The organism is Arthrobacter sp. D3-18 (assembly GCF_054408525.1).
In genome coordinates this window covers 3,405,285-3,431,214 of record NZ_CP096440.1, presented here as the reverse complement: position 1 = coordinate 3,431,214, position 25,930 = coordinate 3,405,285, and the positions used below count along the sequence as shown (strand labels likewise).

At 62.4% G+C, this 25,930-nt stretch carries 26 protein-coding genes; 7 read left to right on the top strand and 19 right to left on the bottom strand.

All coding sequences use genetic code 11. The features are described 5' to 3' along the window. The first annotated feature begins 40 nt into the window (after positions 1–40). The 3 genes from M1D89_RS17880 to M1D89_RS17870 all read left to right on the top strand — a co-directional run bounded on the left by M1D89_RS17880 (position 41) and on the right by M1D89_RS17870 (position 3,893). Positions 41–2,275 carry an McrB family protein gene (locus tag M1D89_RS17880; protein WP_498645560.1) on the top strand — a complete coding sequence of 745 codons (2,235 nt, stop codon included), beginning with the start codon at positions 41–43 and terminating at the stop codon, positions 2,273–2,275. 115 nt (positions 2,276–2,390) lie between these two features. After that, positions 2,391–3,599: a 5-methylcytosine restriction system specificity protein McrC gene (locus tag M1D89_RS17875; RefSeq protein ID WP_498650988.1), complete on the top strand. Its 1,209-nt coding sequence runs from the start codon at positions 2,391–2,393 to the stop codon at positions 3,597–3,599. A 33-nt stretch (positions 3,600–3,632) separates the two neighbouring features. Beyond that, a complete protein-coding gene (locus M1D89_RS17870) occupies positions 3,633–3,893 on the top strand; it encodes a PLD nuclease N-terminal domain-containing protein (RefSeq protein ID WP_498645558.1) in 261 nt (86 codons plus the stop codon). Between the two features lie 3 nt (positions 3,894–3,896). On the opposite strand, the gene M1D89_RS17865 is transcribed toward M1D89_RS17870, so the two are convergent. After that, entirely contained in the window at positions 3,897–5,567 is a 1,671-nt protein-coding gene (locus M1D89_RS17865; RefSeq protein WP_498645556.1) for a sensor histidine kinase, read from the bottom strand. A gap of 99 nt (positions 5,568–5,666) precedes the next feature. Here M1D89_RS17865 and M1D89_RS17860 point away from each other — a divergent pair, with 99 nt between their 5' ends. Continuing rightward, a complete protein-coding gene (locus M1D89_RS17860; protein ID WP_498645554.1) occupies positions 5,667–6,407 on the top strand; it encodes a response regulator transcription factor in 741 nt (246 codons plus the stop codon). A gap of 71 nt (positions 6,408–6,478) precedes the next feature. Here the strand turns inward: M1D89_RS17860 and fdxA are convergent, their stop codons facing one another. From fdxA to M1D89_RS17810, 10 genes are all read right to left on the bottom strand, one after another. Continuing rightward, a complete protein-coding gene (gene fdxA, locus M1D89_RS17855) occupies positions 6,479–6,799 on the bottom strand; it encodes a ferredoxin (protein WP_498645553.1) in 321 nt (106 codons plus the stop codon). Between the two features lie 6 nt (positions 6,800–6,805). Continuing rightward, a complete protein-coding gene (locus M1D89_RS17850) occupies positions 6,806–8,284 on the bottom strand; it encodes an aldehyde dehydrogenase family protein (protein ID WP_498645551.1) in 1,479 nt (492 codons plus the stop codon). 26 nt (positions 8,285–8,310) lie between these two features. Further along, the gene (locus M1D89_RS17845) at positions 8,311–9,123 is read right to left on the bottom strand and encodes an SDR family oxidoreductase (RefSeq protein ID WP_498645550.1); all 813 of its coding nucleotides are present in this window, start codon (positions 9,121–9,123) and stop codon (positions 8,311–8,313) included. Further along, complete coding sequence (locus tag M1D89_RS17840; RefSeq protein ID WP_498645548.1) at positions 9,123–10,085, bottom strand: dihydrodipicolinate synthase family protein; 963 nt, start codon at positions 10,083–10,085, stop codon at positions 9,123–9,125. Before M1D89_RS17840 ends, M1D89_RS17845 begins: the two co-directional genes overlap by 1 nt. Before the next feature lie 38 nt (positions 10,086–10,123). Beyond that, positions 10,124–10,930 carry an enoyl-CoA hydratase-related protein gene (locus M1D89_RS17835; RefSeq protein ID WP_498645546.1) on the bottom strand — a complete coding sequence of 269 codons (807 nt, stop codon included), beginning with the start codon at positions 10,928–10,930 and terminating at the stop codon, positions 10,124–10,126. Beyond that, positions 10,927–12,177: a CaiB/BaiF CoA transferase family protein gene (locus M1D89_RS17830; RefSeq protein WP_498645544.1), complete on the bottom strand. Its 1,251-nt coding sequence runs from the start codon at positions 12,175–12,177 to the stop codon at positions 10,927–10,929. The genes M1D89_RS17835 and M1D89_RS17830 overlap by 4 nt, the downstream gene beginning before the upstream one ends. Next, positions 12,174–13,538 (bottom strand): FAD-dependent oxidoreductase, encoded by a 1,365-nt coding sequence (locus M1D89_RS17825; protein WP_498645542.1) that lies wholly within the window; start codon positions 13,536–13,538, stop codon positions 12,174–12,176. Before M1D89_RS17825 ends, M1D89_RS17830 begins: the two co-directional genes overlap by 4 nt. Positions 13,539–13,547: 9 nt before the next feature. Next, entirely contained in the window at positions 13,548–14,879 is a 1,332-nt protein-coding gene (locus M1D89_RS17820) for an MFS transporter (protein WP_498645541.1), read from the bottom strand. A gap of 164 nt (positions 14,880–15,043) precedes the next feature. Next, positions 15,044–15,643, bottom strand: coding sequence for a helix-turn-helix domain-containing protein (locus M1D89_RS17815; protein ID WP_420180356.1), 600 nt, complete (start codon positions 15,641–15,643; stop codon positions 15,044–15,046). Between the two features lie 91 nt (positions 15,644–15,734). Next, a complete protein-coding gene (locus M1D89_RS17810; protein WP_498645538.1) occupies positions 15,735–16,115 on the bottom strand; it encodes an Hpt domain-containing protein in 381 nt (126 codons plus the stop codon). A 191-nt stretch (positions 16,116–16,306) separates the two neighbouring features. Between M1D89_RS17810 and M1D89_RS17805 the strand changes: the two genes are divergently transcribed. After that, on the top strand, positions 16,307–16,480 hold the full coding sequence (locus tag M1D89_RS17805; protein WP_498645536.1) for a hypothetical protein: 174 nt from the start codon (positions 16,307–16,309) through the stop codon (positions 16,478–16,480). Here M1D89_RS17805 and M1D89_RS17800 read toward each other — a convergent pair. From M1D89_RS17800 to bioB, 7 genes are all read right to left on the bottom strand, one after another. Continuing rightward, positions 16,477–16,935, bottom strand: a complete 459-nt coding sequence (locus M1D89_RS17800) for a very short patch repair endonuclease (RefSeq protein WP_498645534.1) — start codon at positions 16,933–16,935, stop codon at positions 16,477–16,479. The two genes, M1D89_RS17805 and M1D89_RS17800, sit on opposite strands and share 4 nt — an antisense overlap. Positions 16,936–16,944: 9 nt before the next feature. Continuing rightward, a complete protein-coding gene (locus M1D89_RS17795) occupies positions 16,945–18,117 on the bottom strand; it encodes a cytochrome P450 family protein (protein ID WP_498645532.1) in 1,173 nt (390 codons plus the stop codon). Continuing rightward, positions 18,114–18,797, bottom strand: coding sequence for a dethiobiotin synthase (gene bioD / locus M1D89_RS17790; protein WP_498645531.1), 684 nt, complete (start codon positions 18,795–18,797; stop codon positions 18,114–18,116). Before bioD ends, M1D89_RS17795 begins: the two co-directional genes overlap by 4 nt. Continuing rightward, the gene (locus tag M1D89_RS17785; RefSeq protein WP_498650987.1) at positions 18,794–19,951 is read right to left on the bottom strand and encodes an 8-amino-7-oxononanoate synthase; all 1,158 of its coding nucleotides are present in this window, start codon (positions 19,949–19,951) and stop codon (positions 18,794–18,796) included. The genes bioD and M1D89_RS17785 overlap by 4 nt, the downstream gene beginning before the upstream one ends. An 8-nt stretch (positions 19,952–19,959) precedes the next feature. Further along, complete coding sequence (locus tag M1D89_RS17780) at positions 19,960–21,297, bottom strand: adenosylmethionine--8-amino-7-oxononanoate transaminase (RefSeq protein WP_498645529.1); 1,338 nt, start codon at positions 21,295–21,297, stop codon at positions 19,960–19,962. Continuing rightward, complete coding sequence (gene bsaP / locus M1D89_RS17775; protein ID WP_498650986.1) at positions 21,294–21,401, bottom strand: biotin synthase auxiliary protein BsaP; 108 nt, start codon at positions 21,399–21,401, stop codon at positions 21,294–21,296. The genes M1D89_RS17780 and bsaP overlap by 4 nt, the downstream gene beginning before the upstream one ends. A 113-nt stretch (positions 21,402–21,514) precedes the next feature. Further along, positions 21,515–22,549, bottom strand: a complete 1,035-nt coding sequence (gene bioB / locus M1D89_RS17770) for a biotin synthase BioB (protein WP_498645527.1) — start codon at positions 22,547–22,549, stop codon at positions 21,515–21,517. A gap of 193 nt (positions 22,550–22,742) precedes the next feature. On the opposite strand from bioB, the gene M1D89_RS17765 reads away from it, so the two are divergent. Then, positions 22,743–24,470, top strand: coding sequence for a purine-cytosine permease family protein (locus M1D89_RS17765; protein WP_498645525.1), 1,728 nt, complete (start codon positions 22,743–22,745; stop codon positions 24,468–24,470). A 158-nt stretch (positions 24,471–24,628) separates the two neighbouring features. Here M1D89_RS17765 and M1D89_RS17760 read toward each other — a convergent pair whose 3' ends face one another. Beyond that, positions 24,629–24,814 (bottom strand): CsbD family protein, encoded by a 186-nt coding sequence (locus M1D89_RS17760; protein WP_498645523.1) that lies wholly within the window; start codon positions 24,812–24,814, stop codon positions 24,629–24,631. A gap of 109 nt (positions 24,815–24,923) precedes the next feature. Between M1D89_RS17760 and M1D89_RS17755 the strand changes: the two genes are divergently transcribed. Continuing rightward, positions 24,924–25,904 (top strand): SDR family oxidoreductase, encoded by a 981-nt coding sequence (locus tag M1D89_RS17755; RefSeq protein ID WP_498645521.1) that lies wholly within the window; start codon positions 24,924–24,926, stop codon positions 25,902–25,904. Positions 25,905–25,930 lie beyond the last annotated feature (26 nt).

Here is a 25,930-nt window from a genome sequence, read left to right as displayed (position 1 = left end):
ATATCCAGATGCTTGGATAAGCCAAACAAGGTAAGTTGGCATGGTGATTCCCTCCGTAAAAACTGCCATTGACCGTGCCCCCGGAGTCTCCAAGGAGATCGAGGACGCAGCCTGGTATGTGCTCGGTCCGGCGCTTCACGGGAGACCTTCGGCGCTGGACGGCAGGACGTTGACGTGGACGGCGGATGCGGCCGGAGAGCTTCTCGAAAGGCTCGAACGCGGAGTCGAGGACTCAAAAGCTCCCATGATGACCAACCTTCGGCAGAACCTGGAAGGCGCGTCCCGGGAGGCCAAACTGCTGGCCGTGGAACTGCTGTTCCTGCAGTCACTGCCGCTCGCGCATGAGGTCAAATCCCTCAGGGTCAAGCGGGCTCGAGTTGCGGAAGCGGCGTCCTGGGTTGAGCCGCCCATCGAGCTGCCGGAAGAACTCTATGAGGGCATGACGGACCACGGCGTTATCCGGGACCGCACAGCCGAGTTCAACTGGACCATTTGGGACCACTTGAAGTGGCTGTGCCGTTTCGTGGCCCACGTGGACAGCCAAAGTACGGCCACCATCAACCAAGCGCTTGCGGACCCGTTGAAGTTCCACGAACTCGCCGCAGCGACGCCCGAGGATCAGCCCGCACTTCGCCGCAGCATCGAGTACCTGGTGTGGCCGAGCTACTTTGAGCCCGTGGTGGCCGATGTTGAACGCCAGGAGATCCGGGACGCCTTCGCTTCACTCGTGGGCGGTGCCAAAGGTGACACGGACGAGGACATCACCGCGGACATTCACCGCATCCGCCTCCACTTGGACGAGCAAGCCGGGCAGCGCATCGACTGGTATTCCCGCCAGCTGGTGAGTCAGTGGCGCAAGGTGGGGGATCCGGGCCGTCGATCCTGGCTCCTGCGCACCCATCATGACAATGGTGACCTCTTGGCCAGCTGGGTCGCCGAGGAAAAGGCCACCCTGGACGTGGAGCACCTGCGTACCCTCACGGCGGGCGTTACGGCCGGCGTGGTTCAGCATGCCGTGGACGAGGATTACAAGCACCTGGGCTACGTGGAACGCGAAGACACCAAGACGGCTGTTTTCGCTTTCCTGACGGTCATGAAACCGGGTGACCTCACGCTGTATCAGCATGCCGGCCGGGTACGGGTGGGCGTGGTTCTTGGCGAGCCTGAACACCACGAGGACAATCGCCGCATCCGCCGCAAGGTCCGCTGGTTCGAGGACAGTTACGCCATCCCCGAGCTCCCCCGTCATGCGCAGCGGCAGCTTTCCACGCCTGGCATCATCGTGGACGTCACCAGGGTGATCCAAGCCCTGCAGGAACTGCTGCCGGTGGAGGCCGAAACCGATGGTGAGGACGAAGCTCCGCCCACCACCGTCGTCGAGGTTGTCCAGCAAGGTTTCCGGCCCCTGACGGAAGAGTTCGCGGCGTCCCTGCACATGGACCTCGAACCGCTCAAGGAAATTGCGGAACTGCTCGAAGACAACCGCCAACTGGTTCTGTACGGTCCTCCGGGGACCGGCAAGACCTACCTGGCCAAGCACCTCGCCGCGGAGCTGGCCGGCGACCACACCGACGAACGGGTGAAGCTGGTGCAGTTCCACCCCTCGTATGCCTACGAGGACTTCTTCGAGGGCTACCGGCCGGACAAAACCGATGATGGCCAGGTGTCCTTCAAACTCGTGGCCGGGCCGTTGAGGCGTCTAGCGGAGGAAGCCGCCAAGGCCGAGAATGCGCACAAACCGTATTTCCTGATCATCGATGAAATGAACCGCGCCAACCTGGCCAAAGTCTTCGGTGAGCTCTATTTCCTTTTGGAGTACCGGGACGATCGCATTTACCTGCAGTACAGCCCCAACGAGCCTTTCAGCCTGCCGGATAACCTCTACATCATCGGCACCATGAACACCGCGGACCGCTCCATTGCCATGATGGATGCCGCCATCCGCCGCCGGTTTGCCTTCATCGAGCTGCACCCCAAGGAGGAGCCGATCCGCGGTACGCTGCGTCGTTTCCTGGAAGCCCGAGGGCTGGACACCCTCAACGCGGACCTGCTGGACGCGCTCAACGACGCGATCGACGATTGGGACAGGGACCTGATGATCGGACCGTCCTACTTCATGAAGAACGCCGCGCAGAACCCCACAGGACTACGTCGCATCTGGAAGTACGAGCTCATGCCGTTGCTGGAGGAGCACTACCACGGGCAGCTGAACCGCGCGCAGCTTGAGGAACGCTTCGGCCTTGACCAGTTGCTGGGACGTCTTGCAGCCCGCTAAATCCATCCCGCCCAGGCCGGGCCGGGCGCCAGCTTCCGCCGGGCGGGCGCCTGCCAGCGCCAGCCGGGCGCCTGCTTCTGCCGGGCGGGTCAACTCCGGGCCGCGGCATATCGTCATGGACGAGCTCTCCCGCGGGGTGGTGGACAAACTCGATCCCGAATCGGCTGCGTTCATCAATACCAGCGGCCTGGCCAAAGCGTCGCCTATGGGCATGGGCCTTTACAGGATTGAGCCCGTTGGCAAGGTGGGCTCAGTCCGGACCTCCACAGTGCAGCTTGAAGTCCGCCCCAAGGATCGGCTTGGCCTCAGCCGGCTTCTCTTCCTGCTCAGTTACGCCGGGGACCAAGGCTTCCGTGACCATTCCGTGGAGGCCGTGGAGCACCCGGATTTGTGGAGTGCACTGGCCGAATCCCTCGCTCAATTGGCAGATAAAGCCCTGAGCCGTGGCGTCCTGCAGGGTTACCTGACCGTGGAAGAGTCCCTGCGAACCGTCAAGGGCCGCATCCGCATTTCGGACCAGATTTCCCGGCGTCCCGGAATGATGGTGCCGCTGGAGGTCTCCTACGACGAATTCACGGAGGACATTGCTGAGAACCGCATTCTCCGTGCTGCGTTGGAGCGCATGGGAAAGGTTCCCGGGGTGCGGCCGGATGTCCTGAGTCGCTTGCGGCAGCTCAAGGGAAAGCTCGACGCCGTTACCCGGCTTCAGTCCGGAGCGCCGCTGCCGCCGTGGCGGGCCAGCAGGATGAACCTCAGGTATCACGCCGTACTGCGGCTGTCCGAGGTAATTCTGCGCAATGCCTCCGCCGAGGCGGGCGAGGGAAAGCATCAAACCGCGTCCTTCGTGGTGGACATGGGCCAGGTGTTTGAAGAATTCGTGGGAACCGCGCTGAGGTCCGCCATGAGCGCCCATCCGGGGGAGATGCGCCTCCACTACGGGGCGCTGCTCAACGAGGCCGTCAGGGACTCTGATCGACTGACTGTCCGTCCGGACGCCGTCCACTTCCTTGGTGGCCGCCCCGTGGTGGTCTATGACTCAAAATACCAAGCAGCCTCCGACGTCGGTGCCTCCCTGAGCGCAGACCACTACCAGCTGCTGGCGTACTGCACGGCCTTGAGGGTTCCCACCGCTTGGCTCGTCTATGCGGGGGCGGGGGAAATGAAGCTCCGCCGCATTCTCAACACGGACATCGACATCGTGGAGTATCCGCTGGACCTGTCCATGCCGTCGTCGGAAATTCTGGCCGCTGTAGCTGACCTGGCCGAACAATCATGGGGCGAAGTAGTACGCCAAGCGGTGGCGGGCCGGTCGGCGTCGGACTAGCCTGATAACTAAATCTTCACGGATGGAGGCATCATGGCCCGCAAGAAATCGTGGCGCGATATGACCAAAGGCCAACGGATCATGCTGTTGGTAAGTGGAGCGGTGAATATGGCCCTGCTAGGTGCTGCGCAGAGAAGCATCGGCAAGACCCCGGACGATCAGATCAGGGGCAAGAAGGCCATCTGGCGTGCGGTCTCTTTCATTAACTTCTTCGGGCCCGTCAGCTACTTCCTCTTCGGACGCCGTCGGGATGCAGAACATGCAGGGAAGGGCGCAGCGACAGTAAAGCGCTGACGGTCAGGCGGGCATCTTCACCGTAAAAGTGGTGCCCTGCCCGGGGACACTCTCCAAGGTGATGGTCCCGCCGTGCGCTTCAACAATGGCTTTGCTGATGGGCAACCCCAGCCCGACGCCGGGAATGGCACTCTTGCGTACCCCGCCGGCGCGGAAGAACTTGGTGAAAGCCTCGGCCTGTTCCTCTTCGTTCATGCCCATTCCGGTGTCAGTGACCCGGCAAAAAACAAAGTCCTGCTCCTCCCAGGCAGCTACCTCCACATCCCCGCCGTCGGGGGAGTACTTGATCGCATTGGACACCAGATTGTCCAGCACCTGCGCAATCCGCGATGAGTCAACGTGGGCTTCCAGCGCATCCGGGAGGTCCACGGACAACCGGATGCCCGCCTTGGCTGCGCGTGGTTCTGCAGAGGTGACGCTGCCCCGCACCAACTCCGCCACGTCCACTGAGTGCGGTTGAATGACGATCTGTCCCGAGCGCACGGCCAGCAGATCTGAGACGAGGGTTAGCAGCCGCTCTGCATTGCGCCTGACGATATCGAGTTGTTTGCGTGCCCGGGCGTTGAGGGCGTCCGGCTCGTCCAGGATGAGCTCGACGTAGCCAAGAATGGACGTCAACGGGGTACGGAATTCGTGGGAGACATTGGCAACGAAGTCGTCCTTGGCGGCCAGCGCGTTCACCAGGTCCGTGACATCGCTGAACACCACCACCGAACCGGCGAACTTCCCGGCGTCGTCCACCATGGGCCGTGCGCTCGCGGTGAAGGCTCGCTGTTCGCTTCCCGTGCCCAACCACACCAACTGGTCCGTGAACCTTTCACCCAAGACGGCACGACGCACCGGTCGCCTGTCCGCAGGCATCGGCGATGTCCTGTCAGTGTCGAAGATCAGCAATTGGGATTCGTTGGGATCATCATTGCCCGGGGGAGTTGCCAGGGCATGTGTTTGGCGTTGCCGGCGGTTCATGAGGATGTCGTGCCCATCGCCATCCACAGCTACCACACCCAGCGGCAGGGCTTCCATGACGGTGTTGAGGAGCCGTTCCTGCTTGGTACTGACGCTCAAGGCTTCCTTGAGTGCCTCGTCCTTCTCTTCCAAGGCGCGCTGCTGGCGGACCATGCTCAGCGTCAGGACGCTGACGGAAACTCCAATTCCCAGCATGAGGATGGGGAACAGCAGCGGCTTGGTGAAGTCCTGTTCACTGAGGGTTCCGCGCACGAACAGGGGAACCCAGACGATTCCCAACGGTCCCAGGAAGGACATGACAATGGCGAGCTTCGGGTACAACCCTGAGGCACACAGCCAGATGACCGGGAGTACCACCAGGACACTGAGGCCGGTGATGGATTCCACCGCGCCTTCCCTGGCAAATCCGATGGAGACCATGTCCAGGATGGGGATGCTGAGGAAGCTGGCGAAGGGGAGCCGGTGCCACGGCACAATGATGCACAGTGCAAGCAGGAGTGCCTGACTCAGCAGGAAAATGAGGAACAGCGGATTCTCAAGTGTGGCGGGGAAATACAGCCAAACCAGGATGGCTGAAATACAGACACACACAGACAACGGCAGTTGGCTGAGGACAACGCGCATACGCAGGGTATGTTCGTGGAAAGAGCGCCTGAAAACCAACAATTTCTTCTTGTCACCAATATCCCAAGTTGAAGGGTGGGTCATGGCACATCCACCAAAGACGCGGAAGAAAGTCGGTTCATGAGATCAGCCTAACCATAATGGATATACTTCTGAGGTTATCGAAGGGGCTGAGGGGCAGCGATGAGTGAAGCACGTGTGGGGCTGGTCATTGAAGATGACCAGGATATCCGCGAATTGGTACGCGTAGTTCTATCCCAGGCGGGATTTGATGTACATGTTGCGTCCACGGGATCCGCAGGTGTTACATCGGCCCGCGAGCTGAATCCGGACGTTATTACGCTGGATCTCGGCCTCCCCGATATTGATGGTTTTGAGGTAGCACGCCAGATTCGGAAATCCTCAGACGCCTACATCATTATGTTGACTGCCCGAGCCGAAGAGCTGGACACCCTCATGGGTCTGGAAGCCGGCGGCGACGATTACCTCACCAAGCCTTTCCGCCCCCGGGAATTGCGCGCCCGTGTTGAAGCCATGATGCGGCGTCCCCGCGCGTCGTCGGAGTCCAAGAGCGTCCCGGAAGAAGTGGATCCCGAAGTGAGCCACAACGGGCTGGCCGTTTCTGCCGGTTCCCGCACCGCGGTCCTGAACGGCAAAGAGCTCAAGCTGACCCGCACGGAGTTCGACCTCCTGCTCGCCTTGCTGGAGACCGGAAGGATAGTGCGGACCAAGGCAGACCTCGCGCGTCGCCTCCGTAATGAACCGTACGACGTCGGCAGTTACGTCAGCGACGCAGACGAGCGCGCCGTTGAGGTCCACATGGGAAACCTGCGCAAGAAACTTGGCGACAGCATCCAGGCGCCGCGCTGGCTTGAGACGGTCCGCGGGGTTGGCTACCGGCTGGCTCCCTCAAGCAACAACTAAAAAGACCCAAGTAGGTCGCAGTTGAGGCCGTTATGAGCGCTCATAACGGCCTTAACTGCGGCCTACTTGGGTTAGCGGACGCGCAGGGGCTCTGCAGCGACGACGGAATGGTCGCGGCCCAAATTGCCTAGCCCGACCGCACCTTGCGGTGAGCCCAGTTCCTCGAAGAACTCAACGTTGGCCCTAACGTAATCTGCCCATTCGTCCGGGACATCCTCTGCATAATAGATCGCTTCAACGGGACACACGGGATCGCACGCGCCGCAGTCCACACATTCTGACGGATGGATGTAAAGCGAGCGATCACCCTCGTAGATGCAATCCACCGGACATTCTTGGATGCACGCCTTGTCCTTCACATCAACACACGGCTGGGCGATCACGTAGCTCATGGCACGCTACACCCCTGTGTAAACGGTTTTGCCCCATGTGTAGAAGTCCAAAGCGGACCTCCCTTGCTCGCGGAACGTGTTGGTGGATGAATCCTTCACGCCACCGAAGGGAACGTTAAGGTCCAAGCCTGCGGTGGGGCGGTTTACCTTAATCACACCCGCCTGCACCCGGGCAGCGAAGTCCGTAGCGAGGGCCAACGAGTCCGTGCAGATGCCGGCGGTGAGGCCGTAGCGGGAATCGTTGATGGCATTCAATCCAGCCTCGTAATCGGGCACCTCAAGTACCGTAACTACCGGTCCAAAGATCTCCTCTGTTACCGCTGCATCGTCCATCGGCAGGTCCGTGAGAACCGCGGCCAGGAAGAACAGCGGGCCGTTCGGGTCTCCGTCGTAGCTGCCGTGAAGGAGGGTGGCACCGCGTTCGACGGCGGTGCGCACCGCGGCTTGGTCCTGTTCGAATTGCTGCCTGCTCACCACAGCACCCATTCGCATGCCGCTTCCCGAGCCGTCACCGGTGGTGTAGGCAGCGGCTTCCTCGACCAAAGCTTCCGTGAAGGCAGCGCGGATTCCCGGCGTCACGTAGACACGTGATGTCGCTGTGCATGCCTGTCCGGTGAGGCCGAATGCACCTGCTGCCACCACCTGGGCAGCCTTGCGGGGGTCCGCGTCGTCAAGGACCAAAACCCCGTTCTTGCCGCCCATTTCCAACTGGACCCGGGCGCGACGAGCGTTCAGGATTTCCTGCAGTCCCAGGCCCACGTTGGTGGAGCCGGTGAAGGAAAGGCCAGCGATGCGCGGATCACGGGCTAGAGCATCGCCCACCACGCGTCCCTTGCCGTGCACCACGTTGAACACTCCGGCCGGAAGCCCGGCATCCTGCAGGGCACGAGCCAGGTGCGTGGCGGACAATGGTGTGAGCTCCGCCGGCTTGATGACCACGGTGTTGCCGCTGATCAGCGCCGGGGCGGTCTTCCATGCCGGGATGGCGATGGGGAAGTTCCACGGAGTGATGAGCCCAATGACGCCCAGCGGTTCGCGGCGCGTGGTGATGGTGGTGTCCGGCAGGCCGCTGGGCAGGACCTCACCGGTGGCTGCCCAACCGAGCGAGCCGAAGAAATGAAGGACGTCCGAGGCACGTTTCACTTCGCCCTTGGCCTCGGCCAGTGTCTTGCCTTCTTCGCGGACCAAGTCCTCGGCGATGGCGGCCTGCCGCTCGATCAGCAGGTTCCCGGCAGCGATGAGGACGGCGCCACGCGATGGCGCAGGCATGGCAGCCCAGCCCGGCTGCGCTGCTGCGGCTGCCGTGATGGCTGCGTCAACGTCGTGAGCTGTGCCGCTGGGGGAGAGGGCGGCGAGTTCCCCGGGCCTGGCCGGGTTCATCCGCTGAGTGTCGGCTTCGCCCAGCCACTTGCCGTTGATGAGGTGTTGGGCGGTGCTCGTTTCGGTGTCGTTGGTGGTGGCGGTTTCCAAGGCTATGGACGTCATGGTGTTTCCTTTGAAAGTAGCGGGGTTTAGAGGCTGCGGATCAGGCCGCCGTCGCACCTGAGTGCGACTCCGGTGATGTACGACGCCGGCGCGCTGCACAGGAAGGCGGCAGCCGCACCGAACTCGGCGGCTTCTCCATAGCGGCGGGCGGGGATGGTCTTGCGGGACTCGAGCTGAATGTCTTCCAGTGTGGTGCCGCGTCGTTTGGCGGCAGCATGGTCCAGCTGCGTCACCCGGTCAGTGGCGATCCTTCCGGGCAGCAGCAGGTTCACGGTGACCTCGTCCAGAGCGACTTCAGCCGCGAGTGTCTTGAGGTACCCGGCAAGTGCGGCGCGTCCGGTGTTGGACACTGCCAAATTGGGCAGCGGGGCTGTCACACCGCTGGACCCGATGGCCAGGATGCGACCCCAACGCCGTTCCCGCATGCCGGGAAGGACGTGCGTGACCAGGGCATGGTGCGGCTTGACCAGCAGATCGAACGCCGCCGCGATGTCGTCGGAGCCCAGGGTCGCAGCGGCGCCGGGTTTGGGGCCGGGACCGTTCAGGACCAGGATGTCAATGGGCCCGAGGTCCGCGACGGTCTGTTCCACGGCTGACTCGATGCCCTCGGGGGTTGTTAGATCAGCCTCGATGGCCACGGCATCGAAGCCGGTGGCACCGAGCGAACCGCTTCCGTACGCAGCCTGCAGTTCTTCGACGATCTCCTTGGCGCGGTCCCTGCGACGGCCCACGATCGCTACCCGGACGCCCTCAGCTGCGAGAGCACGGGCAACGGCCAAGCCCAGCCCGCCCGTGGAGGCAGCAACTAAGGCTGTCTTGCCGGCGATTCCGAGGTCCATTAGAAGCTCCCTGCAGTTGTCTTCACTGTTGTTTTCGCGGTTTCCAGCGCCACGGCTGCTTCGCGGAGATGAATCTCCATGCTGTTCCGAAGGTTCTCGGGGAAACCCGCTGCCGGTACCCGGACACCGGAGTCCTTGATGAGTCCGCGCTCGCGCAGGCACTCCTTGCGGATGGCTAACGCCACCTTGGCCTGCTGCTCGAAATTGATGAGCGGCAGGTATGGCAGCAGCTCGCGATGGGCGGCCTCGTAGCCGTCCTGGTGCCATGCCCGGACACAGGCGATCAGTGCTTCGGGGTACGAGAAACCCGTCATGGCTCCCGCCGCGCCGGCCATGAGTTCGTCCAGCAGTCCCTGCCCGCCGAGACCGCCAAAAACAGACACCCCGACGGCGGCACTCAGTTCTGCGATCGCGACGCTGGTGGGCGGCGCCTCAGCCTTGACGGCAATGACGGACTCGCAGGCAATGACAACAGAAATCAGCGCCGACGTCGCGATGCTGACACCGCTGGCCAGCGGATAATCCTGGAGGACGATTTTGGCGCCGGTAGTGCGTTGAATGGCATCCAGGTGCGCAATGACGGTCTCCGCCCTGGCAGAGTTGGCCTGCACCATCACAGCCGCGAGACGGCTGCCGGCCACTTCTTGAGCTGCCAGGACTTCCTCAATGGCCGGCCGCGTGGCCAAAGCGGTCACACCCACCACCAGCGGAAGCGAAGGGCACTCGACCACGGTTTCCAAGACATCGCGGCGTTCGTCAGGTGTGAGGGCTGCTGCTTCGCCAAAGACGCCAAGGACGGTTAGCCCAGTGGCGCCAATGGACTCGTAGTGCTCCACGAGCTCGGCCAAGCTGTCCAGATCCACATCCAAAGTGCTGCCCTGGAAGGGTGTGGCAACGACGCCCCAAACGCCTCCGGGCAAGGACTCACGGCGAAGGGATTCGAGCGCAACTGATGGCTGCATCTGTGTCTCCTTGTATTCATTCGAAGTGATGACTGGCATTAGAGGCCCGGCCACACTGGCTGGCGCTTTTCCTGGAAAGCACGCACGCCTTCGGCTGAGTCTTCGCTGTCCAGGGCAGCCATCAGGGCTGGCAAGCGCAGGCCCCGGGCCTCCTGGGGCGTCAGGTGCGAAGTTTGCGTGACCATCTGCTTTACTGCCTTGACTGACGTGGGCGCGCAGGCAAGGATCTGGTCCACCCAACGCTGCACCGCGGCGTCGAGCTCTTCGGCCGGAACTACCTCGTTGACGAGTCCCATCGACTGCATTTCCGTCGCGTCGGCTTTCCGTCCGGTCAACAACATGCCCATGGCCTGCGTATGCGGGATCCGCCGCACCAACTGGTGGATGCCGCCGTCGAGCGCCAACCGCCCAACGCGGGGCTCGGTCAAACCGAACCTCGCTGTATCGGCGGCCACCACGATGTCTGCGCCGAGCACCATCTCCATCCCGCCGCCGAGGGCGTAGCCGTTGACGCGGGCTATCACTGGGATATTGAGGGTGGTGCGCAGGCTCAGGCCGCCGAAGCCATTGGGGTCCAGACTGGCCCAGTACTCCAGGCCGGTCTTATCCACGGCTGAGGCAGACATGTCTGCGCCAACGGAGAACGCCCGGGACCCGGCACCTGTAATCACCACGACACGTACCGAGGGATCGTTCTCCAGCTGGGCCCAGATCCCATTGAGCCGGCCCTGGGCCTGGTTGTCTACGGCGTTGAGCACGTGCTGGCGGTCAATGACCACGGTCGCCACATGGTTCTCAATGGTGAGGGTGACAGTGTCAACGCGCTCTTGTACGAAAGCGGTCATCGCAGGACTCCCAACTGCTGCAGGCGCTCGATGGTTTCCTCATCGAAGCCGTTTTCCAACAGCACCTCCACGTTGTGCTCGCCGAGACGCGGAGCAGCACGGCGGATCGTCGGAGGGGTGGCCGAAAGCCGGATGGGTGCGTTCAACATACGGATGGTACCTACAGCGGGGTGTTCCGCTTCCACGATCATGCCGTTGGCCTCCGTCTGGGCATCGGCCAGAGCTTGTTCCAGTGTGTGAACCGGAGCGTTGAGCAGCCCTTGCTCCTCAAGTTGGTGAGTCCAGTACTCAGTGGAATTTGTGGCGATGCGCTCATGGAAGATCGCCTGCAAAGCCGGCTTGTTCTTGAACTGTTGCTCCAGGTTGCAGAACTCGGGGCGCTGGGTGAGGTCTTCATCCAGGCCTAGGGCCTCGGAAATGCGGGCCAACGGGTCCGGGGTGAAGCCACCCACCATGCAGACGGCGCCGTCGGTGGTTTCGAAGACACCGCTCAGCGGCATGGCACCCCAGTTGACCTCGTAGCCGCGGTTGAGCTGCATGCACGCCTCCTGCATCTGCAGGTGCAACATGGAGTCGTACATGGTCACTTCCACCTTTTGGCCGATGCCCGAGGTTTCACGCGTGCGCAGTGCCAGCAGGATGCCTTGCATGAGGTGCATGCCGGTGATGTAATCACAGAGCGTTGTGGGGTAGATGGACGGTTTGGAGTCCTCGGACTCCCGCCGCCACATCACACCGGAGTAGGCCTGGGCGATCGCGTCCTGGCCCCCTTTGTGTGAGTAAGGGCCGGCAGGTCCAAAGCCGGTGCCCGAGGCCCAGATGATCCCAGGGTTGCTGGCCTTGAGTTCTTCGTAGCCGAAGCCCATGCGCTCCATGACGCCGGAGCGGAAGTTGCTGACCACTACGTCAGCATCAGCCATGAGGCGGTGCAGCACCTCACGGCCTTCGGCGGTGCGCGTGTCTACGGAGACACTGCGTTTGTTTCGGTTGATGGACAGGAAGATCGGGTTGTCCTGGCCGTCCTGGTCCGGGAACGAGTTGCGGGAAATGTCCCCGGCGCCCGGTCGTTCCACTTTGATGATGTCCGCGCCGTAATCGCCCAGCAGTTGCGTGCAGGAAGGGCCCATGAACACTTGGGTGAAGTCCACGATCTTGATGCCGTCCAGGGGGAGCGGGGTAGTTGCCGGGTCCGCGTTGGTGAGTGCCGCCGTCGTGCCTTCTGCCTGTTCCAAAGTCACAATGCTCATGCCGGCACCGCCGCGGTTTCGTTGACGGTGGCGTTCGACGACGGGACGTCTCCGGGGTCTGCTCCGTGGCGGCGCATGCCCTGCTGGATGTCCAGTGCGGAGACGTCGCGGACAAGGAGGTTGTTCTCGACGGCGAGGGCTGCGGCGACGCCGACGGCTTGGCCCATTGCCATGCAGGGCGGGATCTCGCGGGACATTTTCTGCGCTTCCGGTGTGGCGGAGTAGTGCCGGCCGGCCACCAGGAGCTGGTCCACTTCTTTGGGCAGCAGGGAGCGGTACGGGTAGTAGTAGTCACGGCCTCGTGCCACGGTGTCCTCGAAGTGGCGGCGTTGGGTGACGTCGTCCTTGGTCATGACGTATTCACCTTCCAGAAGACGGGTCTGGCGGACACCCATCTGGGATGCGACGTCCAGCATGTAGCAGTTTTGGAAGCCGGGGAGGTGGGCGCGGACGTAGTCCACGGCCTCGGAGATACGATCCCGGGCTGCAAACTCGGCCGCGGTCATGTCGGCAGGGTCCACGCCGTCGAAGCCTGACATGTGCGGGGCGTTGCACCAGACCACGCCGTCGATGGGAGTCTTGAGCCACCACAGTTCCCAGGCGCCACCAAGGAGCCGCTTGATCTTGCGGTTGATGGCGCGAGCTTCCTTCGGGTTGGCTTGTTCGAAAGCTTCTGCGGCATTGGTATCCACGTTGCCAAGGCGGAACACGAGCGTGGTGAGGTAGTTGTCCTTGGCGTAGCTGGCACCGGCACGGGAAGCGACGTCGATGTCGCCGGTGGTGTCGATCACGACGTCGGCCATGAAGGCCTGCGGGCCCAGTTTCGTTTCGCAGATGACACCCTTGATGATGCCGTTGTCCACGATGGGGCGGGAGAACCAAGAGTGCAGGCGGAGGTCCACGCCGGCCTCGCGGACGAGGTCGTTGGAGACGCGCTTCCAGCCATCGGGATCGAAGGCGGCTGCGTAGCAGATGGGCTTGGGATTGGTGTGGGAGTGGAAGTCGAAAGTTCCGAACCGGCCCCACTTGTTCCAGAGTTCCTCGGAGGTCTTACGGTCATCAGCTGGCGGGACGATTGCGAGGCCAAGTTTCTGTAGGCGCTCGACGTATTCGGAGACGATGCCCGTGACGGTGATTTCCTGGCCGTTGATCATGTCGTCCAACACCAGGACCATGCCGCCGGAGGCCAGACCGCCCAACGATGAGTAGCGTTCCAGCAGAGTGACCTTGGCCCCGGAGCGGGCCGCGGTAACCGCAGCAGCCACGCCTGCGGGGCCACCGCCCACTACCAGGACGTCGGAACGTGAGATGACCGGGGCGGTGAGGTCCGCCGTCGTAGTGCTGAGTTCAAGCGAGTTCATGGTGAGTCCTTACTTTCCGACGAAGATGCCGTTGGAACGGCGAGCGGCGAGATAGAAAACGATGCTGAGAATGGAGAGGATGGCCACGTAGACCGGGAAAACCCAGGTGAGGTTCAGCGATTGAAGCCAGACCAGGAGATAGGAGGCTGTACCGCCGAAGAGCGCCACACCGACGCCGTAGCCCAGGGCCACGCCTGTGCCGCGGATGTTCTTGGGCATCAGGGACGAGCTGACCACGTTGTAGAGGGTCATGTTCAAAACCAGGACGATCGAACCACCCAGGAGGACAGCTGCGAAGCCACCGATGCCGGGCTGGACGTACATGAGCATGAGGAACACGGAAGGAATGGCGAGGATGCGGGTGACCAGGAACCACTTGGACATTGCCTTGCCGTCGGCCAGCTTGCCGATGATCCAGCTGCCAACCACCAAGATGACGCCCAGGATGGTGGTGAGGGCGAAGACTGCGGTGGGGTCTTCTTTGAACCCGCTGCGTGCTGCGCTGGGGAGGCCAACGTTCCAAGCGTAGTTGTAGGCCTGTGCTGCACCCACCACGAAGATGATGGCAAGGACGGACAGCCAGTGCTTACGGACTCCGGACCAGACTGCGCGGGGAGTATTGGTGGCCATTTCCTCGGCTTTGAGGGTTTCTGGCAGGGAACGGCGGAGGTAGAGAACCACGAATCCGAAGAGGGCTCCGATGATGAAGGGTACGCGCCAGCCCCATTCGGCCATTGCTGCGCCGCCTAGGACGAGGCTGCACAGGAAGCTGATGAGCGAGGCGAGCAAGATCCCGATGTTGACGTAAAAGGACATGATGCCGGCTACGTAGCCCTCGCGGCCAGCAGGTGCGAGTTCCACAGCGTGCGAGGTGGACAGCGGCGCTTCGATGCCGGTGGAGATACCTTGCAGGACGCGGCATACCACCAAAATGATGCCCGCTGCGGGGCCGATCGTCTCATAGCTCGGCGTGACGGCGATGATCAGGGTGGTGCCGGCCATCAACATGATGGAGAGCAGCATCACGCGGCGTCGGCCGATCCGGTCTGCCAGGGTTCCGAGGAGGATGCCGCCCAAGGGGCGGAAGGCGAACCCGACGGCGAACACGGCCAACGCGTTCAGCGTCGCCGAGAGCGGATCGGTATTGGGGAAGAAATTAGGGCCGATGAAGGCGGACAGAAGGCCGAAGACCATCCAGTCGTACCATTCCAGGGCGTTGCCCAGGCCTAGCCCGAGTAAGCCTTTACGGACTTCGGGGGTGAACTTGGTGTTCTTTACGGGGGATGAGTGGCTGGTATTAGGTGACGGGACTACGTTGTCCGTCGTTGTGCTGTGGAGCATGGAAGTGTCCTTACGCTGACGCCCATTAGGGCGTGGGAGGGTATGACGCAGGAACGCCTGTTGGAGGAGGCGTTTGATGCGAAAGTGGCAAGGATTGTCAGCGGCCACGGTTTCGTGTCCGGACAGTTAAGGGAAAACGCTGGCGCCGTATGGGGGCGGCGTGGCTACCACGCGTGTGGTGCGTTGACCCAAATGGCTACGCATACCTCTTCGTAGCTGTTCTTGTACCAGTGGGGGATCTCTGAGGAGTAGGTGATGGAGTCGCCCTCTTCAAGGCTGTAGCAGACGCCGTCCAAATAGACGTCCTTACGGCCGGAGATGATGTAGCAGAACTCTTCACCGCTGTGGGTAAAGGGGGTGTCGCTGGTGTCGTGCCCTGGGGGCGTACTGATCCACTGCGCTTCGATGCTTCCATCGCGGTTCGGGGTGAGCAGCTCGTGCACTGCTTCGCCCACGGATTCGCGGGTGACGTTCTTAAGGTTGCGTCGATCGGATCTGCGGACCACGGGGGACTTTGATTCGTCCTGGCCGATGAAGAATCTCCCTACGGGGATGTCCAGGCCGTGGGCCAGCTGGGCCAACGTGGTGAAGGAAGGGTTGGCCATGCCGCGTTCGATTTGGCTGACGATCGCTTGGCTGAGGCCGGTGATGTCCGAGAGTTGGGCGAGGGTCATGCCCTTTGCCTTGCGCATGGTGCGCACCTTGTTTCCCACAGTTGCCAGCAGTTCGCTGGTGGCTGGTGGAGCAGGAGTCTCGGTTGTCATTGCCGCATCCTTCGTTGGTGAGCTAACTCACACAACTATAGTGAAGATCTTTAGCGAGTCAATGGTTTTCTCTTCACTAACGTGAAGATTTTTACAAAAGCGGGGTTCCCAGCTCCCGGATCGTCGCCGGGACGAAGTGCTCGATTTCATTGACCAGCGGGCGGAGCTCGTCCAAGTGGGCTGCGTTGGGCAGGAGCCTGATGCTGATCTCCAGCTCCGTGGCCAATCGACTCATGCAGATGGCACCCACCATGTGGCTGGATGTCTTCAGGCTTAGGACCGCATCCATGGCGTCTTCAATGTCAAGCTTTTCCAGGGCATGATGAAGCCGGTCCACGCGCCACGGCAGAAGCTCCACGTAGTTGCCGACGAAGGTGCTGATGATGGTTGGGTCGCCGCCGAGTTCAGCTTGGAGTTCGGTGAGGACGGTGGGATCCACCAGGGCGTCGGTGCATTCTTCATACTCAGACACCAAACCCCTCCCGCCTCCAAACAATAGATTCACGATTCAACAGTAGGACCAGTGGAACTTCCACAGCGCCATATAGCCAAAGATTGATCCAATCTTGAGCGGACTCAGAGCCACTCTTGATCCCCGCCCCACAAAGTAGTGAAAAGCAGATCCGGGCGTTGCCAGGCTGAACCAGGGGAACGGGAAACAACATGGAAAGTGGTGCTCGCCCGTCACCGGGCCTCATGCTCATCATCGTGGTCTGCATGACTGTGCTGCTGGGCATTGGTGGGTCGGCTGCCTTTGCCCTTTGGCAGCAGAGCTCCCAAACGTCTGTCACAGATCGATCCCTGGAGTCCGCACCGACCAGCACCACCACGCCTTAGTCCACCGTTGCGCCTTCGTCCACAGCTGATTCCAGAAATTCCGTAAGCCGGTCCTCGAGCATGGACCTGTCCTTCAGCTGGCACTCCCACACCGTGAGCACCTCCCACCCGGCAGCCTCCAACTGCTTCCGCTGCAGCGCGTCCCTTTCGCGGGTTCGCGTTCTCTTGGCTTCCCAGAATTCCGCGTTCGCTGCCGGGGCGTGCTGCCCTGCCTTGCAATCATGGAAATGCCAGAAGCAGCCATTGACGAAAATGACCTTGCGACGCCCCGCGAACACCAGGTCCGGGCTACCCGGTAGTTTCGCCGTTCCGGCTTTTCCGTGCAGCCGGTACCGGTAGCCTTTCGCATGCAGGAGCCTGCGGACCAGCAACTCAGGTTTCGTGTTCTTCCCACGGATTTTGGACATGTTGCGGCTGCGCTGCTCCCGCGTCAGAAGGTCCCGGCTTTCGGCCATACATCCAGCCTACCCAGGCTCCACCACCACTGTTCGGGGGGCCTGGAAGGACAGTAGCCGGATCCAGTCCGGATTTGAATCCTGCAGCCGGATTCCTTTAAGGGCCGCTGCTGTTTCGTGAACGACGACGGCGGCCTCCAGTTCCGCGAGTTTGGCGCCGAGGCAGCGGTGGATCCCGGAGCCGAACGCCAGGCCGTAGGGTGTCGGTCCCGAACGGCCGGAAGCCTCGGAGTCTCCTGGTTCCGCCCCCGCTGATTCGGTCCAGGGGAATCCGTGGTTTCCGGTCAATTCCAGCAGCAGCTCCTCGCCGGCCGCGACGGCTCGTCCGTCCAAAAAGGTGTCCTGCATTGCAACACGCCGCCATGTGGGGACGGAGGACTCGGTTGCAAGGACGTGCCGGACCAGGTCGCGTGCCTTTAGAGCGGTTGCTGCCTCGCTCCACGAGATACCCCGGGAGCCTTCGGCCAGCCGGAACAGCGTGGTGCTGATGAGTTGGGTAGTGGTCTCTTGCCCGGCGATCAGGAGGAAATAGCCCAGAGAGCAGATCTCCGCTGTGCTCAGCCCGTGGCGAGCCAGCGCGTTGAAGAGGTTGGTGTCCGAGGATGCCACAAACTCCACAACCAGTTCCCTCAACCAGCGGTAAAAATCCGCAGCGCTGTGTGCCAATTCGAGTTGCCGGTCAGCATCGGGCCAACCCCAGAACAGCTCCAGCGAGTCCAGGCTCCAAGCCTTCAACACGGGCAGGTCACGCACGGGCAGCCCCAACATTTCCAGCATGATGACCGCCGGAGGATTTGCGGCGACGGCCTGCACCAAGTCCACGCTGCCCTCCGAGGCCAGGCGCTGCGCGGCGCGGGCTGCCGATTCCCGGGCCAGGCCGCGAATACGGGGCTCCATGGCCGCCACTCTTGCCGGGGTGAAGAAGCCAGCCACCACTTTTCGAATCCCTGCATGGGTCTCGGTATCGTTGCTCGCAAGGATCGGCGGCAGCGCAAACCGGGCCTTCTGCAATATGCGCAGCGCCTGTCCGCTCAAGGGAGTTACCGCCAGCAGGGCATTGGCCGGGCTGAAGTCCTGGGGCCTGTGCAGCACTTCCCGCACAGTGTCGGGGTTCCGCAAGACCCGGTAAGGACAGCGGCCGGTCCCGGGAAGTCCAGCTACAGCAGACAACGCCGCGCTCATACCGGCAACCCTTCAAGCCACTCGGATGCATGAGAGCGGAAATCGGCCGGATCCAGTCGGGAGGCGTCGGCAGGAACGGCACCCAGGAATGGGACAGGCCAACTCCTCAGAGTCGCCCGGTTGCTGAGCTCCACGGCACCTGGAGTTGCCGGCCAGCTCCCGAGGACTACCCCCACCACCGGCAGGGTCCGGGCGTCCAAGGCCTCCAGGGTAAGCGCCGTATGGTTCAACGTGCCCAACGCCGGCCTGGCCACCACGGCAAATCCAGCCATGCCTCCAAGGTGCGTGCCGAGATCAGCCAGCGTGCCGCCGTCGTGGTCCAACTCCACCAGCAAGCCGCCTGCGCCTTCCACCAGCACATGGTCGTGTCTGGCGGTCAGCTCACGGATCCGGCCGTCGTGGGCGGCGAGCGACGGCAACGTGACCTCGTCCAGTGCTGCGGCAGGGACGGGTGCCATGGGCTCTTCGAGAACGATTCCGGCTTCCGACGTCACCGGACCGGCCAACCGTGCCACCTCGGCGCAATCTGAATCACCCAGCGCATTCCCGCTCTGGCACGGTTTGTAAACGGCAACCGTTCGGCCACGTGCATGAAGTGCGGCCGTGATGGCGGCCGACGCGATGGTCTTGCCGACGCCGGTATCGGTACCGGTGACCAGAATGACGGGAGGCAGTTTCATGATGTTCTCTGCAGGATGCTGCGCAACGTTGCGCAGGCTTGCTCGATGTCCGCCGGTGTGAGGGTGGCGCGCGCCGTGAGACGAAGCCGCGACACCCCATCCGGGACGGACGGTGGACGGAAACACCCCACACGGATGCCAGCCTCGTATGCTGCTTTGCCGGCCGCGAGGGCAGCTTCGGCGGACGGCGTGCGAATGGACTGGACTGCTCCCAGGGAATAGTCGACGGCGGTGCCGAGCCTTCCGTACGCAGCTTGCAGTCCGGCGGCCAACGCGGCTGCATTGTGGTGGACTGATTCGGCACGCCACGGCTCATCCCTGATGACGCCAATGGCCGCGAGCGCGGCTGCTGCCGCAGGGGGAGCCAATGCGGTGTCGAAGACGTAGCTTCTGGCCCGGTTGACCAGGTGCTCCCTGAGTAACAGTGAGCCAAGGACAGCGCCGCCTTGGCTGCCGAGTGCCTTGGAAAGGGTGGCGGTGACGATGACGTTGGGATGTCCGGCCAACCTGGTCCCTGCTACGGTGCCGTGCCCGGCCCTGGGCCCCGAGCCCGAGACACCCAGGCTGTGGGCTTCGTCAACCAGAAGCATGGCGTCGTGTGCTTCCGCCAACTCCAGGAGTTCCATTAGCGGTGCCGCATCCCCGCCTACGCTATAAATGGACTCCACAACGATGAGGGCCCGTGGCTGGGTGCGGTCGGCCAGTTTGTCCGCTGCGTCCTGCACATCGTTGTGCCTGAAATTCTTCACTTCGGAGCGGCTCAACCGGAAGCCGTCGATCAACGAGGCATGGCATTGCTCGTCGGCCACAATCAACGTACCTGGACCGCCCAAAGCCGTTGTGACTCCAAGATTCGCGAGGTAACCGGAGGAAAAGACCAACGCTGCGTCCATTCCCGTCAGCTCAGCGAGTTCGTGCTCCAACTCCATGTGAAGCTCGGTGGTGCCCGCCACTAACCTCGATGACGTAGCGCCCGTGCCCCACTTCGTGATGGCTTCCTTTGCGGCTTTGGCGAGCCTGGCATCCGTGGCCAAGCCGAGATAGTCGTTGCTGGCCAGATCAATCATCCGGTCCGTCACTCCGCGCACCAGCGGACTTCGCACCAAGCCCCTGCGCTCGCGGACCCGGGCTTGCTCCTCCAGCCACCGGGTCATTGTGATGCTCACGCAGCCGCCCTTTGTTTGGCAGCTTCTTCCACGGCAGCCACCATTCCGGTTGCCATCACGTCCACTTCGGCGGTGGAACTGGTGTACGGCGGCATTGCGTAGACGAGGTTTCTGAAGGGGCGTATCCACACGCCGTGTTCGACGGCGGCACGTGTCACCGCGGGGACGTCCACGGCGTCCGTTAACTCAATGACCCCCACGGCGCCGAGGGTGCGGACGTCAGCAACGGCGTCGAGCTTCAACGCAGGAGTCAGCCCCGCTGTGAGACGGGCACCAACGCGTGTGACGTCCTCACGCCAAGCCCCCGTTGCAAGGATGCCGAGGCTGGCGTTGGCCGCGGCGCATGCCAAGGGGTTGGCCATGAAGGTGGGCCCGTGCAGGAGTGCTCCGGCCTCGCCTGCGGAAACCGTGCGGGCCACCTCGCCCGTACACAGCGTGGCAGCGAGGGTGAGGTAGCCGCCGGTGAGCGCCTTGCCAACGCACAGGATCTCCGGGACGACGCCGGCGTGCTGCGCGGCAAAGAGTTCGCCGGTTCGCCCGAAGCCCGTGGCGATCTCGTCCAGGATCAGCAACAAGCCGTGGTGGTCCGCGATGTCGCGCAGAATCCGCACGCACTCGGCCGGATAGATGAACATGCCGCCGGCACCTTGCAGCATCGGCTCCACAATGATTGCCGCGAGCTCGTTGGCATGCTGCCTGGCCAGTTCCTCCACTTCTGCCCGCCACCTGGCGATGGCTGTGCTGATGGCTGTTGTGGTTGCAGTTGCAGCCGCAGGCGGGCGCGGCGCAAAAACGTTGCGCGCCAGCAACCCGGGGAAGGATGAATGCATGCCGTCCACAGGATCGCAGACGCCCATGGCCGCGAACGTGTCCCCGTGGTAGCCGCCGCGGATGGTCAGGAAACGCTGCCGCTTGGGCCGGCCGCTCGCCGTCTGGAATTGGATAGCCATCTTGAGGGCGACCTCTACGGAGATGGAACCGGAATCTGCCAGGAACACGCGCTCCAGGCGACGCCCCGGTTCGCCCGGTGCCATGCCCAGCAGCCTTTCCGCGAGTTCAACAGCAGGTTGATGCGTAAGCCCGCCGAACATCACGTGGCTGAAACTGCTCAATTGGCGTCGGATGGCGGCGTCCACGACAAGGTTCCGGTAGCCGTGGATCACCGACCACCACGACGACATGGCATCGAGCACCGCATGCGTCCGCCCTTGCTCGTCGCGCAGCCGCAGCGCCACGCCGTCGGCCGCTTCCACTTCCCACAACGGCAAGGTGGCCGAGGCCGGCGCGTACGGGTGCCACAACGTAGCCCGGTCCCGCTCGATCAGCGAGCTCATGACGCAAACCTTCCGTGCCGGGAACAGTCCGCAGTCCACCCCAAAGGCGTGACCTGCACTTTCATTCGACGGCGGCACTGCGGGCAAAAGCGCGGCGGCTCCATCGCCAAACGCTGCTGGCAGCTGCGGTGGGCGTCCGACGTCGGGCCGTCACTCGGGCCGGGACCAACGCCGTCGCCGCCGCAGTGCCCGCAAAACTGCTGTGAGACTGCGGTGGTCACAGCGACTTCTGGAATTCCTTGATGGGCATGTTGAGCTCCACCAGGAGGTTGAGGTCAGCGTTTGCCGGCCGGCCCAGAGTGGTGAGGTAGTTGCCCACGATGACGGCGTTGATGCCGCCGAGCAGGCCCTCGCGGGTGCCGAGGTCGCCGAGGGTCAATTCACGCCCGCCCGCATACCGAAGGACCGTGCGCGGCATGGCGAGCCGGAATGCGGCGATGGCACGGAGAGCGTCTTTGCCATCCATGATGCCTTGGTTCTCCAGCGGTGTGCCGGGGCGCGGGTTGAGGAAGTTAAGGGGGACTTCGTGGGGTTCGAGGGCAGCGAGTTGGGCTGCGAGTTCAGCTCGTTGCGCCACTGATTCGCCCATGCCGATCAGCGCACCGCAGCACAGTTCCATCCCGGCAGCCTTCACCATGGCGCAGGTTTCCAGGCGTTCCTCATAGCTGTGCGTGGTCACGACTTCCGGGAAGAAGCTGCGGGCGGTTTCAAGGTTGTGGTTATAACGGTGGACGCCCCACTCGGCCAACTGGTCCACTTGGCGTTGCGTGAGCATGCCCAGGGAGCAAGCGATGTTGATGTCCACTTCCTCCTTGATGCGGTCGATCGCGAACTTGATCTGGTTCATGAGTTTGATGTCCGGGCCCCTGACGGCGGCGACGATGCAAAACTCGGTGGCACCCGTTGCGGCGGTTTCCTTCGCGGCCTTGACGAGCTCCGGGATGTCCAGCCACACACCGCGGACGGGGGAGTCGAACAAGCCGGATTGGCTGCAGAAATGGCAGTCCTCGGGACAGCCGCCGGTTTTGATGGAGATGATGCCTTCCACTTCCACATCCTCGCCGCAGTGCTTGAGGCGAACTTCATGGGCGAGTTGCAGGGCAGCGGGGATGGCATCGTCCGGCAGCTCGAGGATTTCTTTGAGTTGAGACTCGTTCAGGCCTTCGCCGTGTTCGAGTACCTGTTGCCGGGCGGTGTCCAGGATGGCATAGGTGCCGGTTTCATGGGCTTCTTCTGTTGCTTGCGTGGTCATGTCCTTGACGGTATCCGCGCAGGTAGTCGGCGATTTTGTGGGGTGCGTACAAACCGTGATGCTTGATTTTGGTCTTGGATGCGCGGGGCGGCTGATACAGAAGTTACAGCTGTGAAACATGGACGTGACTGAATTGACGCGCTGCGTGACTAGCGTCGGGGACGAGGCACATCCCCGACGAAAGCGACCACGAATGAGCGACGACAAGACGAGTACCGCCACATTGGAGCCGTCGACGGCGGCAGGAACCGCCGTCGGAACCGGCACTTCAGGTGTGCCGGCGGCAGGCAACGCCGACGCGATGAGTGCCGCGAAGGAGAGCTTGGAGGACTACACACTCCGGTTCGCCCCGCGTTCCTACCGGAAGTGGAGTGCCGGGGTAGTGGCGACGAGTGCCCTGGGTGGCATCGCGTACTTGGCCGACTTCTCGATCGGCGCGAATATCGGCATTGCCTACGGAACCGTGAACGCGATCTTCGGCATCATCGTGGCCGCGGTCATCATCTTCGCCACGGGTTTCCCGCTGGCCTACTATGCCGCGCGGTACAACATTGATCTGGACCTGATCACCCGCGGCTCAGGATTTGGCTACTACGGCTCGGTGGTCACCAACATCATCTTTGCCACCTTCACGTTCATTTTCTTCGCCCTCGAGGGCTCCATCATGGCTCAGGGCCTGCAACTGGGCCTTGGCATCCCGCAGTGGATCGGTTACGCCGTGTCCACCGTCATCATCATTCCGCTGGTGATTTATGGGATGAAGACCCTGGCTACCCTGCAGGTGTGGACAACACCCCTGTGGCTGCTGCTCATGGTGGTTCCAGTGGGCTATCTGCTCCTGTCCCATCCGGAGAGCATCGATGCCTTCTTCGCTTTCACCGGTGCTTCCGGCGAGGGCGGCCCCAACCTGGCGTCGGTGATGCTGGCCGCTGGTGTCTGCTTGTCCCTGATGGCGCAGATCGCCGAGCAGATCGATTACCTTCGCTTCATGCCGCCCAAGACGGCCGAAAACAAGGGCGCTTGGTGGCGCGCGGTGATCCTCGCCGGACCGGGCTGGGTCATCTTCGGTGCCATCAAGCAGATCATTGGTTTGTTCATCGCGATCTACCTCATCGCCAAACTTGACCCCGCAGCAGCCGCTTCCGCCAATGAACCTGTCCACCAGTTCCTGGGTGTTTACGAAGAAATGATGCCGGCCTGGCTCGCCATGACCCTGGCCGTGGTGCTGGTGGTCATTTCGCAGATCAAGATCAACGTCACCAACGCCTACTCCGGCTCGTTGGCGTGGACCAACTCCTTCACGCGCATCACAAAGACCTACCCGGGACGCATGGTATTTGTAGTGGTCAACCTGGTCATCGCGCTGATCCTGATGGAGTCCAACATGTTCGAGTTCCTCAACACGATCCTGGGTTTTTACGCCAACTGCGCCATGGCCTGGGTTGTCACGGTGGCCTCCGATATCGCCATCAACAAGTACCTGCTGAAGATCTCGCCCAAGGTTCCGGAGTTCCGCCGCGGGATGCTCTACGCAGTGAATCCCGTGGGGTTCGTGTCCATGCTCGTCTCCGCCGGGGTGTCCATTGCAGTGTTCTTCGGGGCGTTCGGTGCAGCTGTCCAGCCGTTCTCGCCCATCTTCGCGGTTGGTCTGGCCTTGGTGCTGCCACCTGTGCTGGCTCTGTTGACCAAGGGCCGCTACTACCTTCGCAGGACCGACGACGGAATCGACCTGCCCATGTTCGACGCCGACGGAAACCCCAGCGACGCCAAGCTGCTCTGCCATGTCAGGGGGCTTGAGTTCGAACGCCCGGACATGCTCCGCTCAGCCCAGGACGGGCCCGACGGCGAACCCCAGTACATCTCGTCCCTCGCCTTGTCCACGGATAAGTCGGGCGAGCTGGTACTCCCCCCGCAAAAGTAACTCCCCTAACCCAACTGGGTAGCAGATCAGGTCGTTCTGAGAGCTGAGAACGGCGTTAACTGCGACTTACTTGGGTGCACGCAGAACGCCCCGGCTTCCTTTGGGGGCCGGGGCGTTGTGCTGCGTGTTTCGTTCTATGTGTGTTTCTTGCTGCGGGCTTACTTGTCGAAGGTGTCCTTTGCGGTGTCCTTCACGTTCTCGCCCGCCTGCTTGGTCTTGGCAGCCGCTTGGTCAGCGACACCTTCGGCCTGCAGTTTCTCGTTATTGGTGGCGTCACCCAGGGCTTCCTTCGCCTTGCCGGTGACTTCCTGTGCCTTGTTGCTGATCTTGTCTCCGAGTCCCATGGGCCCTCCTTCGATGTAATCCAACACTGACGGTTGCTAGGCTAACGAGCCATTCTGGGTACTTCCTGAACACGTCCCCAAGGATCGTAAGCATGCTTACACTGAGAGCATGGCTGAGGAGACCCGCAACGAAAAAACGGAGCAGACCGACCTTGACGAGGACATCGCCATGGCATTGGTGAACCACGTCATCAACACCCCGGACGAGTCCGGGGAAACGGATCCGAGGACCAAGTATCCGTCCGATGAATTCGAGCCGCAGACCCAGGATTATCCCGGGTGGACCGAAGCTATGAAGCCCCGGCCCGATCATGGCGAGCAAAGCTACGTGGGGCATCACCGCATGATGGGCCTGCGGACGTTGATCACTGGTGGTGACAGCGGGATCGGCAGGGCGGTGGCCATTGCCTATGCCCGCGAAGGCGCGGATGTCGCCTTCACGTACCTGCCTGAGGAAGAACAGGACGCCGAGCAAACCGTCCAGCTCATCGAAGACGCCGGCAGCAGGGCATTGGCTTTGCCCGGGGACTTGCAGGACGAGGAATTTTGCCAGGAAGTCATTGCCCAGACTGTGGCCGAATTCGATGGACTCAACGTCCTGGTGAACAACGCGGGCTTCCAGATGACCACGAGTGAGGGCATCGAGGACCTCCACAGCGAACAGTTTGATCGGACCTTCAAGACCAATGTGTATGCGCTCTTTTGGCTCACCAAGGCCGCCTTGCCACACATGAAGCCCGGCGCCGCAATCATCAACACTTCTTCGATTCAGGGCTACCACCCGAGTCCGTCGCTGATTGACTATGCAGCCACCAAGGCGGCGATCAACAGCATGACCTTCTCGCTGGCAGAGTCACTGGGGCCTAAGGGCATCCGGGTCAACGCTGTGGCGCCGGGTCCCGTGTGGACACCCCTGCAACCACCCACCCAGCCGTCGGAAAAGATCGAAAAGTTCGGCCAGGACACCCCGCTGGGTAGGGCGGGGCAGCCTGCCGAACTAGCCGCCACCTACGTTCTTTTGGCAACGGAGGAATCCAGCTACATTTCCGGATCAGTCATCGGTGTGACCGGCGGAAAGCACCTGGCCTAGGCTGCGGGTTCAGCGGCAGACCGTGA